This window comes from Campylobacter concisus, assembly GCF_902460705.1.
Classification (GTDB): Bacteria; Campylobacterota; Campylobacteria; order Campylobacterales; family Campylobacteraceae; genus Campylobacter_A; species Campylobacter_A concisus_Z.
On the sequence record NZ_CABPUP010000006.1, the window covers coordinates 74,527 to 90,527 of the forward strand.

Consider the following 16,001-nt stretch of genomic DNA (forward strand, 5'->3'; position numbering starts at 1 on the left):
AAATTTGCTTTAAAAGCCTACTTTCATAGTAAATCTATCTTATTTAAAATATGAAAATTTGTCTAAAAATTAGTTAACTTCTAGGAGATCATAGATTTAAGACCCTAGCCACCTTTAGAGCGCTTGCAAATGCAAAATGTAAGTTATATCCGCCAAGCATGCCAGTGATGTCCAAGACCTCACCAATGAAATAAAGCCCCTTAATGTTAGAGGCTTGTAAATTTTCATCTAAAAATTCAATCTTTATACCGCCTTTTGTAACTTCCGCTCTTTCAAAGCCAAACGTGCCAGCCGGGGCAAATTCATAAGCAAAAAGCCTTTTTATGATTTGTCTCTCTTTATCGCTAAATTCATAAAAAGCTCTATCTTTTAGGCCAAAATTTTTTAAAAACTCCAGCACAAATCTCTTTGGTAAGGGCAAAACAGAACTAAGTTGCTTTTTGCCATTTATTAAATTTTTCTCACTAAATTTGGGCAAAAAATTTACGCAAATTCGCCCCTTTTGCCAAAATAGAGAGGCGTTTAGTATTACCGGTCCGCTTATCCCCCTATGTGTAAAAAGTAGATTGCCACTAAATTTATGGCTTTCATTTTTGCTATTTATCTCCACTTCGGCGTTTAGGCTAACACCACTAAGTTCTTTAAACCAAAACTCATCTTTTTGCACGCTAAATCCAACAAGTGTAGGTGCAAGAGCTGATGTTTCAATGCCAAAATCATTTGCTATTTTATAGCCAATGTCACTTGCGCCAAGGGCTTTGTAGCTTAGTCCGCCACTTGCGATGACTAAATTTCTAGCTCTAAATTTCTCATCTTTTGTCAAAATTTGAAAAATTCCATCTACTTTTTTAGCGCCAAGAACTTCTTTATTGTAAAAAATATCTGCATTTTGCCTTTTTAAAAGTACGCTCAAGACACTCTTTGCGCCGCTATCGCAGAAAAATTGATTTTGCTTTTGCTCGCTAAATTTAAGCTCGCAAAAAAAATTTAAAACTTGATCTGGAGTCAGTACTTTTAAAATTTGCTCTATAAATTTTTGCTCACCAAGGTAGTTTTTAGCGCTTATAAAGCGGTTTGTGATGTTGCATCTGCCTCCACCACTTGCTAGAATCTTTTTGCCAGCGCTGCTATTTTTCTCTAAAATCGCAACCTTTTTACCCTTTAAATTTGTCCCTAAAAAGAGCCCACTAGCTCCAGCACCAACGATGATGACGTCGTAGATCAAAACTTCAAACTCTCTTTTAAAACTGCCTCACTTGTTAGGCGAGAGTCAAATTTGATTACTTGATTTTTCTCGTTTTTGTAATAATCCACAACACCTTTTTGGCTATTTAGTAATTCTAAATTTAAGCTAACTTCAGGACTTAGATAGATGTTCTTAAAAATTCTTGGATCGCTTAGGCTAAAGAGCAAAACAAGCCATATCACGCAAAGTACCACGCAGATGATGGCTAGTGCTTTAAAACCAAAGGCATGCAATATATACCCACCAAATGCACCTCCAACAAAGCTTCCTAGATAACCAAATGAATTAAATACACCAAGAGCTGAGCCTTTTTGTGAGGATTTTACAAATTTTGTTGCGGTTGATTGCATGATGGGCTCGTGAAGGTTAAATCCTATAAAAAATATAGCAACTCCCAAAACGAAGATAAAAAGCGTAAAACTAATGGCAAAAATAGTGTAGGTTAGGGCAAAAAGTAGCGTACCAGCTATCAAGATAACCTTGCTAAGTCCCTTGCCATCGCCCAAGGCGCCAGCTAGCCCCATAGCCAAAAAGCCAAGTACGGCACCAAGTGTATAGACCTTGTAAAGCTCACTACTTTCGTAACTATACTCTTTTACCAAAACGATAGGGATCACCAAAAATGCGATGCTTGCTAGCATCTTTTGCATAAAAGAGGTGAAATTTATGATCATGTAGTCTTTTTGTAAAAAAAGCTTACCAAATGGCACTTTTTCACTTTTAGCACTCACTTTTATCTCTTTTGGCACAACGGTGTAAAGAAGTACAATGCAAAGTAGGCTAAGAGCGGCACTTAGGTAAAAGAGGCTTGAAAGCCCATAGTCTTTGGCAAGAAGCGGCCCAAGCACCATAGAAAGTGTGAAACTAAGCCCTATAAAAGCACCCATTATCGCCATAGCTTTTGAGCGTTTTTCTTCTGTTATATAGTCACTTATCATCGCAGTTGCAACTGCTCCGATAGCACCTACGCCTTGTAAAAATCTACCAAATAGCATGGTAAAAATATCGCTTGTAAGTGCACAAATTATTGAGCCGATGATAAAAACCAAAAGTCCGATCGTTAATGTTTTTTTGCGTCCTATCCTATCCGAGAGCGCTCCAAAAGGCACTTGAAATATCATCTGTGAGATCGCATAGACGCCTACTATTAGCCCTACTAAAAACTCGTTTGCTCCGCGTAAATTTAAGGCATAAAGGCTAAGCACTGGCAAAACTATAAAAAGACCTAAAAATCTGCTTGCTATGATAAAAGATAATGGTAAAACGCTTTTTAACATAAAATTTTCCTTATTTTTAAAAGGACTAAGTTTATCATTTTAACGCTAATTTAAATTTAAAAATTTAATCTACTTTTTTGTAAAATACGCCCAAAAATCAAGGAGCTCTTACAATGAAGATCGTGCTTGCGACATCAAATTTAGACAAAGTAAAAGAAATAAAAGAGTTTTTAAAAGGCTATGAAATTTACGCCTTAAGCGAGATTGTAAAGCCATTTGAGATCTTTGAAGATGGCAGCACTTTTCAGCAAAATGCGCTCATAAAGTCAAGAGCTGTCTTTGCAAAGCTTAAAGAGCAGGGGCTTGAAGGCGAGTTTATCGCTCTTAGCGATGATAGCGGCATTAGTGTAGATGCACTTGGCGGTGAGCCGGGGATCTACTCAGCTCGCTACTTTGACCTTGATGAAAATGGCAAAGTGTGCGGCAAAAACGCAAATGACGCAAACAACAGAGTAAAGCTAATTAGCAAGCTAAAGGTGCTAAATTTAAAGAGCTCACCAGCTCATTACACCGCCTGTATCGCTATTAGCTCGAAATTTGGTGATTACACGACGCATGGCTTTATGTATGGCAAAGCAATAGATGAGGAGCGTGGTACAAATGGCTTTGGCTACGACGCGCTCTTTATCCCAGATGGCTTTACTAAAACGCTTGGCGAGCTAGATAATGAGACGAAGCTTAAAATTTCTCACCGTTCAAAGGGACTTGAGCTTGCAAATTTCGTGCTAAAAAGTCTAAAGAAAAACTTTAGTTAAGCTCTTTTAGTCCTTTGTTGGCTCGCTCTAAAAGATCCCGTGCGCGAGGATTTTGCTCTTTTTCATTTAAAATTTCAAGCACTTTTTTGTAGTTTTGGGTAGCTTCGTCCTTTTGATTAAGCTTTGCTAGGTCGTTAGCAAGCTCTACTAAAAGCTCTGATCGCACAAGCTCGTTGCCACTTAACTCCGGCGTGATATCAAGTAAATTTAGCGCTAAAAGGTGGTTTTCGCGGGCTTTGTCAAAGTCGTTTTTTAGGTAGTAGGCGCTAGCGATGCCTTTTATACAGATGAGTTCGTCGTTCATTGGGGCATTTGGCGCGTTGTCATAAATTTTTAGAGCTTCTTGAAAATTAGCAAGTGCTTCGTCGTATCTGCCTAGCGCCTTTTGTGCCGCACCTAGGCTGTGATAAGAGCGAGCTAGTAGCAGCTTGTCGCTAACGTTTGCCGCAAGCTCTAGGGCTCTTTGTGAGAGCTCTAACGCCTTTTGTGGCTCTTTATTTACCATGCAAATGCTAGCGCTATTTATGAGCGAAGTGATCGCCTGCTCGGTGTTGCCCTCTTTTAAGCAGACATCAGTCGCTTGCTCGGCTAAATTTATGGCTCTCTCCAAATTTCTATCGCTTTTATAAAACTCTCTCACACTCTCTTGTATTAGCTCGTCACAGCTACTTGCAAAGAGGCAAATAGGCGCTAAAAATGGCAAAATTTTCTTCATCTTTTTACCTTTAAATTTTTGCCTTATTTTACCTTTTAAAGCGAGAAATTTATATTAACTTCGCTAAAATCACTAAAATTTAAAGGAGTCCAAATGTCAAATATCTTAATCATCGGGGCAGGTGGCGTGAGCCAAGTCGCAACCGTAAAATGCGCGATGAACGCGGACGTTTTTAGTAAGATCACCCTTGCAAGCCGCACCAAAAGCAAGTGCGACGCGATCGCTAAATTTATAAAAGACCGCCTAGGCGTGCAAATTGACACCGCCCAGATCGACGCGGACGATACCGATGCCGTAGTCGCGCTCATCAAAAAAACGGGCGCCGATTTGCTTTTAAATGTGGCGCTGCCGTATCAAGACCTAACCCTCATGGACGCGTGCTCTCGTGCCGGCATCCCATACATCGACACCGCAAACTACGAGCACCCAGACACTGCCAAATTTGAATACAAGCTGCAGTGGGCGAAGGACGGCGAGTTTAAAGCCGCAAACACTATGGCGCTACTGGGAAGCGGCTTTGACCCGGGCGTGACGAACGTATTTTGCGCCTATGCACAGCACAATCTCTTTGACGAGATCCATGAGATCGACATCCTAGACTGCAACGCGGGCGATCACGGCTATCCGTTTGCGACGAATTTCAATCCAGAGATAAATTTACGTGAAGTTAGTGCAAAAGGCCGCTACTGGGAGCGCGGCGAGTGGAAAGAGACCGAGCCGATGGAAATAATGTTCAAATGGGACTACCCGAAAGTCGGCGTCAAGGACAGCTACCTGCTCTATCACGAGGAGCTAGAAAGCTTAGTAAAAAACATCAAAGGGCTGAAGCGAATCCGCTTTTTCATGACCTTTGGACAAAGCTACTTAACTCACATGAAGTGCCTAGAAAACGTCGGCATGCTGCGCATCGACGAGGTCGAGCATAACGGCGTAAAAATCGTGCCGATACAGTTTCTAAAAACTCTACTGCCTGATCCTGCGAGTCTCGGCCCTCGCACAAAGGGCAAAACCAACATCGGCTGCGTGATCCGCGGGCTCAAGGACGGCAAAGAGCGTCAAGTCTATATCTATAACGTCTGCGACCACGAGGCTTGCTACGCCGAGACGGGCGCACAGGCGGTGAGCTACACGACGGGTGTGCCTGCGATGATCGGCTCGATGATGGTGGCAAAGGGTATCTGGAGCGGCAAGGGCGTCTTTAATATGGAAAATTTCGACGCCAAGCCTTTCATGGACGAGCTAAATAAGCAGGGCTTGCCGTGGGAGATAATCGAAATGAAGCCAGGCGAGAGGTATGAAGTCTAAATTTAGGCTTGTCTTTTTGCCTTACTCTGCGTTGTATTTAAATTTTACTCGGTCACGTATTTCATATACGCTCCCGTCATAAAATTTAAATCCGCCTTGATTAAGGCAAAAATACTTCTCCCTATTTGGTGGGTATATTTAAATAGATTTGAAATTTTTGCCCCCCCCGCGACAGACTATATGTCTAGTCTTGGAGCGAAAATTTCGTCACTTCTACTTGCAGCTACAAGCGAAGTGAAGTAGAAATTTCGCCTCATCTAAGCAAAAAATACCGCGCTTTGCTATGTAGTATTTAAATTTCTAGTTTAAATTTTGCACCGCTAGCATTCAAATTTTACATCAAATTTAATTTAAGCTTCCACACCGAAAAGCGTTTAAATTTAGCTATAATCGCGCAAATTTTATTAATGCCAATTTGAGTAAATTTATAAAGCTCTCAATCTCCAGTCGCTCAAACCCTGCGCCCACTCAAATAACAACAAAAGGAAAAATTTAAACTCTTCAAAAACTTCACTATCTTTTTTAGTCGTGCTAAGCGCGCTCGCGGCGTATTTTAATAAATAAATTTAGCCTTGCGGGTTTGACTCAAATTTCGGTCAAATTCGCAAATTTTAGGTCGCTAAAGCCAAAAATCAAATTTGACTCCAGCGGGCCGAGCCAAATTTTACTTTTTCTTATTTTCGCTTTTTTGCGCGCTTAGCGCCTAAAATTTCTGCTTTAAAATTTTAAAAACCTCGTGCTTTGAGAGCTCGTATTTGTCGTATGTCACGGCGTCATCGTCGCCGATAGGCTGCATGAGACCATATGCTAGCCTGCCTTCTTTTTTTAAATTTTATGTTTGAAACACTAATTTTGCGCTTGGCGTCTATCTCGGGGATGCCAATTTCATTGATATCTTTAAAATAAAATTTCGCATTTTTGCCGCCTTTTTGTATGAAAAATCCGTCATTTTCGATTTTTCGGTATCACAGAATAAGAAACTAGGATAAAGAGGTAACTTCGGCGCAAGCTAACTTACTGGCGCCGAATTTGAAAGTTATTTTATAGTTGCCTCAAATCCAACATCTACATCTGGATAGCTCTTTCCACCATGAAATGGTTTGGCAGCAGCGGCAAATTTATCAAAGCTCTCATTTAGCTTCAAATCATTTACAAGATCAACTGAAAATTTTGCCATTAGCTTGCCATTTTGTACTTCATATTTTGTTTTAAAAATTTTTGAATTGCCATTTATGCTAAGCTCAACATCCATTTCTCCGGCTTTATCATCGCCATTTACCGCTACGATCTTGCCATCTACTGCCTTGCCATCGAAAATAATGCCAATCCTTTTATCGCGGTCAGGCAGCTTTGTATCGATATCTTTTGGCTCTAGCTTAAATTCAAAGCTCTTTAAAAAATCAGCAAAATTTGCATTTTCTTGACTTTTAAAATTTATCGTCTTAAAAGTACCTGGTACGGCTGTTTTATTTGCTAGCTTATAGCCAGTAAATGTTACCTTTGGTTCACCTTCTACGCTAAATGCAAGAGCTGAAACTGCAAAAAATGAAGCTGCTAAAGCAACAGAAGTAAGTTTATTCATAAAATATCCTTTTTATAATATTGATAATAAATATCGCAAATTATATACCTACTTACTTCAAAAAAGACTTAAAAACTCTTTTTAATTAATGAATAAATTTTTAATATCTTTTTACTCTGGATCATCGCTAAAATCGTTATCCCTAAAGATCACATAAAAATTTATGAGCCAAAAAACAAAAGCGATTGCTATGAATGTTGCTGGTAAATGAATGTAAAAGCCACTCCAAAAATAAGCCAAAATTCCTCTGCTAATGCCAGCTAGGAGGACTAAAATAAAAGCAATTTTACTAAGGCGTAAAAACTCAAGCTCTTGTCCGCTGTGACGAAGTCCAGCGACATTAAATATAAGCATTACGCTAAAAATTACTGCATTTATCGCTATTAGATGCATAAAATTTGTTTCAAGATGGAGCCCAAAAATACCGCTAAAGCCGATCCCTAAAAAACCAACCGCTAAAAATAGTTGCATAAAATAGTATAAAAGCACAAAACTATGCCTAAAAAGCTCTTTATAGTGCCACTCCTTAAGCTTTGCAAGTACTGCACTTCCACAAGCTATCGCAGCATAATAGACACCCATGCTTGCTTCAAAAAATATATTTAAAAGCAAAAAGGCGCAAACGCAGCAGATAGCGATATTTTTATAGATAAAATTTGGCACAAAAACAGCTTCATCCATACCTTTTTCTCTTTTTAGCGCTTCTTTGCCAAGCACGACACTAACGCGGTAGGAGATGAGTAAGATAGCGATCACGTGGATAAAAACTTGTAAATTTAGAAATTTTTCATTGCCACTTATTAGATAATAAATTTCAAAGCCTAAAATGCCAAACAAAAAGCCAAGAACGCCAAATTGATCATCGTTTTTATCCTGCCAGATCATATAAAGACAAAGCAAAACCAAATAAAGCCAAAAAAGAGCGATAAAGCAGTGTGCTAAAAATAGGCTAAAAAATGCCAAGATAAAGCTTATAAAAAAGAGTGAAAATAATATATAAGCATGTATTTTTAAAGATGCTTGAAAATTTGTCCAATCAGTTAGTCCAGTTAGCAAAAATCCAGCATAAGCAAGCGCTAAGAAAAGTTGCAAAAATATAAATTTATGCAAACTCACAAAATCAGTTGGAGTAAAAAACACACTAGCACCAAGCACCGCACAGGCGGCGCTCATTAAGAAAAATATCCTCATAGGATGAGTAAAAAAGTTATTAATCATAATAAATTTGCCCTTTGAAATTTTCATCTATCATCTTGCTAATAAACGTAAAATCGCGCTCTTTGAAATCTTTGTCTATTTCAAGTTCTCTTTGTATAAATGCGCCTTTACTTGATAGGAAATAAATTCTATTTGACATCTTTACGGCCTCTATTCTATCGTGCGTGACGAGAACTACGCTCATACCTTCACTTACTCTTTGGCCAATAATTTCAATTAAAATTTCTTTCATATCATAATCAAGTCCAGAAAAAGGCTCATCCATCAAAAGCAGATCAGGTTTTGTTACGACCGCTCTTACGAAAGCGACTCTTTGTCTCATGCCGCCGCTTAGCTCGCTTGGGTATTTTAAAGTATCCTTTTGGCTTAATCCAACCTTTTTAAAAAGCTCTAAAACAGCGTTAATGTCTGGTTTATCCATAACTAAAAGGACATTTTCAAGAGCATTTTTCCATGTTAGTAGGCGATTTTCTTGAAAAAAATATGTAGTCTTTTTAAAGCTATTAGAAATTTTCCCTTTTCTGGGCTCATTTAGTCCGCTAATAAGCCGAAGTATCGTTGTCTTGCCACATCCAGATGGCCCAAAAAGCGTCACCACCTCTCCACTTTTTACATTTAGGCTAAAATTTCTTACAACCTTATCTCTTAAAATTTCATACTCTACATTTTTAAGTTCAAGCATCATCTTCTCCAAGGCATCAGAGCTATTTTTAAGGGCTCGATGATGAGGTACTCAAAAAGCATTATAAGAGTGATACTTAAAAGAACATACGCCATTACCTCGGTTGTTTCAAGCATTGCCCTTGCATTTGCTATCTTTGCTCCCATGCCGTTATTTGCACCTAGTAGTTCGGCCATTATGACTATTTTTACACCCATTGCAACAGCTACGCTAACAGAGCTTATGATATAGCTTGTAAGATGTGGGATATAAAGGTGTTTTATCTTTTTTAAAAAGCCTAAATGATAGGCATCAAACATCTCTTTTAGCTCCTCATCTACGCTACTCATAGCAACTGCTGAGCTTGCAAAAGTAAGCGGTAAAACGGTTATAAAGATAGTAAAAACGGTGCTAAAATTTCCAAATCCAAACCAAAAAATAGCAAGCACTATCCAAATAATCGGTGGCATTGACAAAAGCAAGGTGATAACAGGCTTTAAAAAGGCTGCAAAACTTTTAAAACTACCTGCTATTAGCCCTAAAAATATACCAAAAAATGTTGCCGAGCAAACTCCAATCAGTGATCTGCAAAGCGTTATATTTATCTCGCTGTTTTTATAATCTTTTAAAATTTCACAGGCTTTTAAAAATACATCTTTTGGTGGCGGAAGCAAGAGTGTGGAGCTAAACTCGCTTCCCACTTGCCAAATGGCTAAGATCAAAAAAACTACGGCAAATCCGCTAAATCCGCCCCAAAAATAGTCAATTGTTTTTAAAAAGCTTGAGCGATCTTTTTTGATGCCATCAATTAGTATCATAAGAATAGACCTTTATCTGGCATCTTGCCACCTAAAAATTTTGGATTAAACTGATAAATTTCTTCAAAAAATGCCATGATCTCATTTTGTAGTTCATTTGCTTTTGTTACTGTTAGATTTGCCTTGTCAAAAGCATTTGCGAGTGCTACTTCTGGAGCTGGCAAGTAGCTTGAGCCTATCTTTGCTGCACTTTGTTTGTTCTCAAGTATCCATGAAAGTGCATTTTTAAGATCGCTATGAAGCGTATCAAATAGATTTAAGTTTTTCTCGTAAAAGCCTCTTTCTACGATAATGCCAGCCATTGGGATTATCGGTTTTGTACCAAAGCTATCGCCCCAAATTTTTGGAAAATCAACTGAATAATGCACGCTAACGCCTGCTTTTTTACCACGCAAAATAGTCGCTTCGCCAAGAGGTTGTGGGACTATTAAAATGTCAAAATCTTTTTGTAAAAATAAAAGCAGAGCCTCAGGCGGCGTTGCTGTATAGGTGATGTCTATCTTGCTAACGTCTATGCCTTGCTTCTTACAAAGCGCTCTTAGGACAAGATCAGGCATATCACCTCGAAATGGCATGATGAGCTTTTTGCCTACAAAATCCTCTAAATTTTTGATTTTTTCATCCTTAACCATAGCGTTCATAACGCCAAGAGTCAGTAAATTTAGCATCGCAAAATCAAGCCCTTGATTTCTTAAATTTGCAGCAACATTTGATGGCGACATCGTGACTTTGATATCTCCACTAGCCACGCCTGCACGAAGCTGATCTGGTGTTTTCCAGATATTTAGACTTACATCATAATTTTTATTTAGCTCGCCTTGCAGTGAAGCAACTGCCATGATAACGCTTGGGATCGCTGGTGCGCCCCACATAGTAAAGCTCTCTTTTGCAAATAAATTTGGCGCAAATGCGCTAACGCCTAAAGCTGTGCTAAGTCCTAAAAATTTTCTTCTATTTAACATCTTTTTCTCCTTTAAAAACTGCTGTGAAAGCTAATGAAAAATGTCCTGCCAGGGGCATGAACGACTACCGGATCAAGTGCTGCTACGTGATCGCCGCTGATAAATTCTGCATAATCTTTGTCAAATAAATTTGCTACGCCAAATCTTATGCCAACTTTATTTTTAAACTCTACACCACCATAAAGATCAAGCAAGCCAAATCCCTTTGCGGCCTCTTTTTTATCGATGCCTAGACCATTTTGCTTGCTAAAATCACCTCTAGTTTGCTTTGAAACTAGCCTTAGTGCAGTGCCAAGATTATAGCTACCAAAGCTTGCATAGTCTTTGTAGTCAAATGCAAAATTTGCCTCAAAAGGCCTTATTTGATAAAGCGGTCTGCCATCGGTTTTGTTTTGTCCGTAGTTGTAGTAAAGTGAGCTTTTTAAGCCAAAGTGCCTTGCAAAGCTATACTCTGTATTGAAATTTACACTATAAAGCGTTGCATCAACGTTTCTTGAGATGACTGCGTTTTTATTTGGTTGCATCGCAGCTTTTGAATGGCGTCTATCAAAAATGATCAAATTTCTAACGCTATCAGCGATGAAATGTCCTCCAAAGCTAAATGCATCTTTGTTTTGAAGTGAGTTTAGGTATTCTTTGTAAAACTCACTGCCAAATTTAAAGCCAAGAACTGCTCTATTGTGTCTTTCTGGCTCTAAATTTGGATTTGCTATCCAGCCTTTATCGTCTGCGCCATAAAGTGCGTTAAAACGCTCCATATTACTTGGCAGGCGAGATAAGCTTTCAAGCTTTGCAAAGTAGCTATCCTTGTCGTTTGGCGTAAATTTATATTTTAAACTTGCGCTAAAAGCGTCTTTTTTGATCTTATCGCTTACGTCTTTGCCATAAATTTGGCGAAGTAGTCCGCGAGTCGTGCTAATAGCTGGATTTGGTGCAAAAAATTTAGTATCAAGTCCGTTAAGCTTACTTCTTTGCTCTTCATATTTTAAGGCAAGAGAAGCTTCATTTGCTTCATTAAATTTATAAGCAAGTGTGTCAAAGAGCATAAATTTATCATTTCTAACATCAGCAAATCTGTATCCATTAAAGACCCAGTTGTTGCCTTGCTTCATGTATCTTTTGCCGTCATGTTTATCTTTTTCAAAGCCAGCGCCTATTTGATTGTGAAAGCTTGCAAAGTCAGCGTCATACTTTAAATTTGCCTCAAATATATTCCTCTTTAAATCCACTTTTACATTTTGAGTGGCATCTCTTAGATGAAAATTATCAGCTTTTCGCTCAACTTTTTTTAGGGCAAATTCAAAATTTAGCGTATTTGAAAGATCTTCCTCGCCTAATCTAATATTTAGCTTGCCGACTTTTCTTGTCGTTTTAAAGGCATCCATCACGTGCTCTGGCTGCTTGTCTTTATCGATATTATCCCTTAAAAACGTAAGCCTAAGCTCGCTAAGATCATTTGGCACGAAGCCTAAGATAGCGCTTTGGCCTTGCCTATTGTAGCCATAGTTCCATTTTTTGCCACTTCCATCTTTATAATTATTTGCTTTGGTGAAATTTGCATTTAAAATGGTATAAAAATTTGCGCCACGATATTTAAAAAGCGATGAGTTGTAAAAGCTTTTGCCATACATTCCAGCCGAAATATGAAACATATCAGCTGAGTTATCAAGCAAATTTGTAACAAATGGATATTCGCCTCTTTGAGTGCGGTCAAATTGATTTTCAACAAAGGCACTTTGTGCAACGTTTGGCGTAATGACTGGTGGCGGAGCAAATTCTCTAATAGACTTTATAATGTCTAAATTTGCTTCATTTGCTATAAGCAGTGATGAAAGAACTGCTAGGCTTAAAATAGGCCTCATGTAAACTCCTTTTAAAGATATAATTATGATTTCTTTTATCAGAATTGTAGTAGCAAAACCCTTTATAAAAGTTGATGTAAGTCATCTTTTAAATTTTTAATCCACATTTACGAGCTTATTGTAGATAAAATGCTTTATTTTATTTTTGCAAGAGTAGCTAAATGGTGTAAATTTAATGTGAAAAAATGTATAAAATTTTGATAATTGTTATATAAAAAATTTTAGATCATAGGTCGATTTAATTAGGCTCTAAAATTATTAAGCCTATCTCTTAGCTCTTTTGAAATGGTAAATTTTGAAAGTTCATATTTGTCAAAAATGATGATCAAATCATCACCTAGTGGTTGCACTAATCCAAAGCAAGCATTTCTATCAAGACGGTTTTTCTTAAATTTTACGCTTAATGTTTCAACTTTTTTCTTATCGCCAAAGCTTTTAATGGCGATCTCGTCGATATCCTTAAAGTAAAATTTTATGCTTTTTGAACCTTTTGTGATGATAAATCCATCATCTTCAATACTTAAAAAGTTGTTTTGAAAAATTTTTCTAACACAAAAGAATACTGAGAGAGCACCAATGATGATGCCAAAGAGAGACGCTGTGCCAAGAGCTAGATAAAAGTAGCCAACGATGCTAAAGGTAAAAAGCCCAAGCCCAAAGGCTAGCGCCCAAAAAACATCTTTTTTACTCTCTTTTATTATCATCATTTTTCCTTTTAAGCTAAAATTCCAGCACCATTTATCGCTTGGCTACGCTCTTTTGCATAAATTCTCTCGCCATTTATCACATCATATTTCCAGATCGGTGCATTTGCCTTAAAGTCCTCGACAAACTCATTGATTAGCCTTAGCGCGACCTTTCTTTGAGGGCTCACAATGCCTGCTATATATGAGCTCGTATGCACAGCCACATCGCCTTTTGAATGAGCAAAGAGTACGTAGCCATTTTCTTTTTTGGCTCGCTCTTCCCAAGCTTCTAGCCATTTTTTAAGGATCGGCTCATAGATATCAAAGCTAAGCGCCGAAATACCACCTTCCTCTCTTACGATCCCAACAAAAGTGATGAGTGCACCGCAGTTTTTATCTTTAAAGCGTTCATACCACTCGTTTGTGATGCTTTGAACGTCCAAGCTTCCATTATAAATTTGCATCTTAGCCCCCACAAACTGGCGGTAATATAGAAATTTTATCGCCTGATTTAAGAGCGAAATTTATATCACTTACGATCTCGTCATTTACAGCCACAGCACAGATATTTAGCCATTTTTTAAGTTCTTCTTTTTTGCTCAAAGTCGCTTTTACATCACCTAAATTTTTCGCTTCTATTTTTATACTCTCAAGTCCGATAGGCCCAAGAAATTCGATCTCTATCACATTTTATCCTTTGAAATTTTTGCTGATTTTACTTAAAAATAAATTTAGATATACTTATTTGAAAATTTAAAAAGCGAGAGAAAATGAAGGAAATTTTAAAAAAAATAAAAACCCCAGCCTACGTCTGCGAAGAGGCAAAAGTACGTAAAAATTTGGAGCTTTTAAAATACGTCAAAGAACAAAGCGGAGCCAAAATTTTAGTAGCACTTAAGGGCTTTGCATTTAGTGGAGTGATGGATATGGTGGGCTCATATCTTGACGGAGCGACTTGCAGTGGGCTTCATGAGGCAAAATTTGCAAACGAATACCTAAAAGGCGAGATCCACACATATAGCCCAGCCTTTAAGGACGAGGATTTTGATGAAATTTTAAAAATTTCAAAGCACATTACATTTAACTCTTTTGCACAGTGGCAAAAATTCAAGGGTATTGCCTTGCAAAACGGCATCATCTGCGGCCTGCGCGTAAATCCAGAGGTCTCGCTAGCCCCAACTGACAGCTATAATCCATGCGGTAAATTTAGCAGGCTTGGCATTACAAGGGCAAATTTTAAGCCTGAGCTTCTTGGTGGTATTAGTGGGCTTCATTTTCACGCACTTTGCGAGGAGAGTGCGAGCAGCTTGCAGGTCGTGCTGGAGGCATTTGAGGAGAAATTTGGGGAGTTTATCCCAAGGATGAAGTGGATAAATATGGGCGGCGGTCACCACATCACGAGGGCTGATTATGACGTGGAGCTGCTTATAAATATCATTAGACGCTTCCGCGAGAAATACGGCGTAGAGGTCTATCTGGAGCCTGGCGAGGCCGTTGGCTGGCAGACTGGCTTTTTGATAAGTAGCGTGCTTGACATCGTGCATAACGAAAAAGACATCGCCATCCTTGACACCTCGGCCGAGGCGCATATGCCTGATACTGTGCTCATGCCGTATCGTCCAGCCGTTAGAGGTGAGAGTGAAAATGGCAAATTTGCTTATAGATTTGGCGGTAATACCTGCCTGGCTGGCGATATAGTGGGACTTGAAGCAGGCGATGCGGAGTATAAATTTGATAGCGAGCTAAAAATCGGCGACCGAGTCATCTTTGAAGACCAAATTCACTACACTATCGTGAAAAACACGACATTTAATGGTATAAAACTACCTGATCTACTACTTTTAAAAGAAGATGGCGATATAAAGATGATTAGAGAGCTTGACTATGAAGAGTATAGGCGTAGAAACTAATAGCTGGTGTTGCGGCTAGTTTCTAGCTACTAAATACTAAAAACTCATTTGTATTTATATCTATAAATTTTTATACGGATCAGTATCCATAAATTTTGGCAAATTTGTCTATCTTTGCACTCTTTTGCCAGTTGCATTCGGTTTCATTTGCGATATTTTAAGCTAATTCTTTACCGAAATGATCACTTATGAAGCCAAGAGCCATATCCATGCCAGCGGCTACACCTGAGGCGGTGTAGAATTTACCATCTTTTACCCACATGGCGTGCGATTGCCATTTTACGGCATCACGGCACTGTTTTACCCATTCAAACGACTTTTTATTTGATGTGGCTTTTAGCCCATCGAGTACTCCAGTGCGAGCTAGCAAAGCTGATCCAGTGCAGACACTAAGGCAAAAATTTGAAGCCAAAACACACTCTTTAAGATGTGATATAAACTCGTTGTCTTTTACTAAAATTCTTGTGCCCTGACCACCAGGTACCAGCAAAATACTATTTTTTGGTAAAGTGACCAGCTTTTTTGTTTTTACTTCAAAGCCTTGCTTGCTTTTTATTGCTTTACCATTAAACGATACAAAATTTAGATTTATTCCAGGTACTCTTGCTAAAAATTCTACAGGACCCATGAGATCAAGTGTCTCGTAATCATCAAAAAGAAGACAAAATAGATTCATCGCTCTGCCTTTTGGATAGAAATTTCAAAAATACTTTGATATTTTAGTTTAAATTTTTAAGAAATAAAGGGGAAAATATAAATTTTGAAAGAATTTTTATCTAAAAAATTGAGATAACTGAAAATTGTTTTTAAAATTTAGATAATAAATTTTTAGGTATATTCTAGTAAAAAATTAACAAAACTTAAATATATTTTATCAAATTATTAGTAATTTTTTTTACTAAGGTTTACTTGTGATTAGCTCTGATATAATAGCAACTAAAACAGCATAACTATGTGATTTTAGCATATTTAACTAAAAGCTCAAATCATTAAGTTTTATGCAA

16 protein-coding genes are annotated in these 16,001 nt (G+C 38.1%); 3 read left to right on the forward strand and 13 right to left on the reverse strand.

Annotation, left to right across the window (positions count from 1 at the left end):
* Nucleotides 1–88: 88 nt before the first annotated feature.
* Both F3G75_RS08730 and F3G75_RS08735 read right to left on the reverse strand, forming a co-directional pair.
* The gene (locus F3G75_RS08730; RefSeq protein WP_149717272.1) at nucleotides 89–1,225 is read right to left on the reverse strand and encodes a BaiN/RdsA family NAD(P)/FAD-dependent oxidoreductase; all 1,137 of its coding nucleotides are present in this window, start codon (nucleotides 1,223–1,225) and stop codon (nucleotides 89–91) included.
* The gene (locus tag F3G75_RS08735) at nucleotides 1,222–2,523 is read right to left on the reverse strand and encodes an MFS transporter (RefSeq protein WP_149717273.1); all 1,302 of its coding nucleotides are present in this window, start codon (nucleotides 2,521–2,523) and stop codon (nucleotides 1,222–1,224) included. The genes F3G75_RS08730 and F3G75_RS08735 overlap by 4 nt, the downstream gene beginning before the upstream one ends.
* A 113-nt stretch (nucleotides 2,524–2,636) precedes the next feature.
* On the opposite strand from F3G75_RS08735, the gene F3G75_RS08740 reads away from it, so the two are divergent.
* Nucleotides 2,637–3,278, forward strand: coding sequence for a non-canonical purine NTP pyrophosphatase (locus F3G75_RS08740; RefSeq protein WP_149717274.1), 642 nt, complete (start codon nucleotides 2,637–2,639; stop codon nucleotides 3,276–3,278).
* Here F3G75_RS08740 and F3G75_RS08745 read toward each other — a convergent pair.
* The gene (locus F3G75_RS08745) at nucleotides 3,271–3,993 is read right to left on the reverse strand and encodes a tetratricopeptide repeat protein (RefSeq protein WP_149717275.1); all 723 of its coding nucleotides are present in this window, start codon (nucleotides 3,991–3,993) and stop codon (nucleotides 3,271–3,273) included. The two genes, F3G75_RS08740 and F3G75_RS08745, sit on opposite strands and share 8 nt — an antisense overlap.
* A gap of 93 nt (nucleotides 3,994–4,086) precedes the next feature.
* Here F3G75_RS08745 and F3G75_RS08750 point away from each other — a divergent pair, with 93 nt between their 5' ends.
* Nucleotides 4,087–5,298, forward strand: coding sequence for a saccharopine dehydrogenase family protein (locus F3G75_RS08750; protein ID WP_149717276.1), 1,212 nt, complete (start codon nucleotides 4,087–4,089; stop codon nucleotides 5,296–5,298).
* A 1,036-nt stretch (nucleotides 5,299–6,334) separates the two neighbouring features.
* On the opposite strand, the gene F3G75_RS08760 is transcribed toward F3G75_RS08750, so the two are convergent.
* The 9 genes from F3G75_RS08760 to F3G75_RS08800 form a co-directional block, all read right to left on the reverse strand.
* A complete protein-coding gene (locus tag F3G75_RS08760; RefSeq protein ID WP_087585204.1) occupies nucleotides 6,335–6,880 on the reverse strand; it encodes a hypothetical protein in 546 nt (181 codons plus the stop codon).
* Nucleotides 6,881–6,991: 111 nt separating this feature from the next.
* On the reverse strand, nucleotides 6,992–8,098 hold the full coding sequence (locus tag F3G75_RS08765) for an NnrS family protein (RefSeq protein WP_149717277.1): 1,107 nt from the start codon (nucleotides 8,096–8,098) through the stop codon (nucleotides 6,992–6,994).
* On the reverse strand, nucleotides 8,091–8,780 hold the full coding sequence (locus F3G75_RS08770) for an ABC transporter ATP-binding protein (protein ID WP_149717278.1): 690 nt from the start codon (nucleotides 8,778–8,780) through the stop codon (nucleotides 8,091–8,093). The genes F3G75_RS08765 and F3G75_RS08770 overlap by 8 nt, the downstream gene beginning before the upstream one ends.
* Complete coding sequence (locus F3G75_RS08775; RefSeq protein ID WP_149717279.1) at nucleotides 8,780–9,577, reverse strand: ABC transporter permease; 798 nt, start codon at nucleotides 9,575–9,577, stop codon at nucleotides 8,780–8,782. Before F3G75_RS08775 ends, F3G75_RS08770 begins: the two co-directional genes overlap by 1 nt.
* Nucleotides 9,574–10,539 (reverse strand): ABC transporter substrate-binding protein, encoded by a 966-nt coding sequence (locus F3G75_RS08780; protein WP_149717280.1) that lies wholly within the window; start codon nucleotides 10,537–10,539, stop codon nucleotides 9,574–9,576. The genes F3G75_RS08775 and F3G75_RS08780 overlap by 4 nt, the downstream gene beginning before the upstream one ends.
* 11 nt (nucleotides 10,540–10,550) lie before the next feature.
* Nucleotides 10,551–12,401, reverse strand: coding sequence for a TonB-dependent receptor domain-containing protein (locus F3G75_RS08785; protein ID WP_149717281.1), 1,851 nt, complete (start codon nucleotides 12,399–12,401; stop codon nucleotides 10,551–10,553).
* A 242-nt stretch (nucleotides 12,402–12,643) separates the two neighbouring features.
* Entirely contained in the window at nucleotides 12,644–13,105 is a 462-nt protein-coding gene (locus tag F3G75_RS08790; protein WP_149717282.1) for a molybdate transport repressor, read from the reverse strand.
* An 11-nt stretch (nucleotides 13,106–13,116) separates the two neighbouring features.
* A complete protein-coding gene (locus F3G75_RS08795) occupies nucleotides 13,117–13,551 on the reverse strand; it encodes a molybdopterin synthase catalytic subunit (protein WP_149717283.1) in 435 nt (144 codons plus the stop codon).
* A gap of 1 nt (nucleotide 13,552) precedes the next feature.
* A complete protein-coding gene (locus tag F3G75_RS08800; RefSeq protein WP_149717284.1) occupies nucleotides 13,553–13,774 on the reverse strand; it encodes a MoaD/ThiS family protein in 222 nt (73 codons plus the stop codon).
* An 83-nt stretch (nucleotides 13,775–13,857) separates the two neighbouring features.
* On the opposite strand from F3G75_RS08800, the gene nspC reads away from it, so the two are divergent.
* Nucleotides 13,858–14,997, forward strand: a complete 1,140-nt coding sequence (gene nspC / locus F3G75_RS08805; RefSeq protein WP_149717285.1) for a carboxynorspermidine decarboxylase — start codon at nucleotides 13,858–13,860, stop codon at nucleotides 14,995–14,997.
* A 157-nt stretch (nucleotides 14,998–15,154) separates the two neighbouring features.
* Here the strand turns inward: nspC and F3G75_RS08810 are convergent, their stop codons facing one another.
* Nucleotides 15,155–15,673, reverse strand: a complete 519-nt coding sequence (locus tag F3G75_RS08810) for a DJ-1/PfpI family protein (protein WP_223154363.1) — start codon at nucleotides 15,671–15,673, stop codon at nucleotides 15,155–15,157.
* Nucleotides 15,674–16,001 lie beyond the last annotated feature (328 nt).

Bases quoted from the DNA above. Each gene is read 5' to 3' on its own strand.
- F3G75_RS08735 (WP_149717273.1), bottom strand. From the start codon at position 2,523: ATGTTAAAAAGCGTTTTACCATTATCTTTTATCATAGCAAGCAGATTT.
- F3G75_RS08740 (WP_149717274.1), top strand. From the start codon at position 2,637: ATGAAGATCGTGCTTGCGACATCAAATTTAGACAAAGTAAAAGAAATA.
- F3G75_RS08745 (WP_149717275.1), bottom strand. From the start codon at position 3,993: ATGAAGAAAATTTTGCCATTTTTAGCGCCTATTTGCCTCTTTGCAAGT.
- F3G75_RS08750 (WP_149717276.1), top strand. From the start codon at position 4,087: ATGTCAAATATCTTAATCATCGGGGCAGGTGGCGTGAGCCAAGTCGCA.
- F3G75_RS08760 (WP_087585204.1), bottom strand. From the start codon at position 6,880: ATGAATAAACTTACTTCTGTTGCTTTAGCAGCTTCATTTTTTGCAGTT.
- F3G75_RS08765 (WP_149717277.1), bottom strand. From the start codon at position 8,098: ATGATTAATAACTTTTTTACTCATCCTATGAGGATATTTTTCTTAATG.
- F3G75_RS08770 (WP_149717278.1), bottom strand. From the start codon at position 8,780: ATGCTTGAACTTAAAAATGTAGAGTATGAAATTTTAAGAGATAAGGTT.
- F3G75_RS08775 (WP_149717279.1), bottom strand. From the start codon at position 9,577: ATGATACTAATTGATGGCATCAAAAAAGATCGCTCAAGCTTTTTAAAA.
- F3G75_RS08780 (WP_149717280.1), bottom strand. From the start codon at position 10,539: ATGTTAAATAGAAGAAAATTTTTAGGACTTAGCACAGCTTTAGGCGTT.
- F3G75_RS08785 (WP_149717281.1), bottom strand. From the start codon at position 12,401: ATGAGGCCTATTTTAAGCCTAGCAGTTCTTTCATCACTGCTTATAGCA.
- F3G75_RS08790 (WP_149717282.1), bottom strand. From the start codon at position 13,105: ATGATAATAAAAGAGAGTAAAAAAGATGTTTTTTGGGCGCTAGCCTTT.
- F3G75_RS08795 (WP_149717283.1), bottom strand. From the start codon at position 13,551: ATGCAAATTTATAATGGAAGCTTGGACGTTCAAAGCATCACAAACGAG.
- nspC (WP_149717285.1), top strand. From the start codon at position 13,858: ATGAAGGAAATTTTAAAAAAAATAAAAACCCCAGCCTACGTCTGCGAA.
- F3G75_RS08810 (WP_223154363.1), bottom strand. From the start codon at position 15,673: ATGAATCTATTTTGTCTTCTTTTTGATGATTACGAGACACTTGATCTC.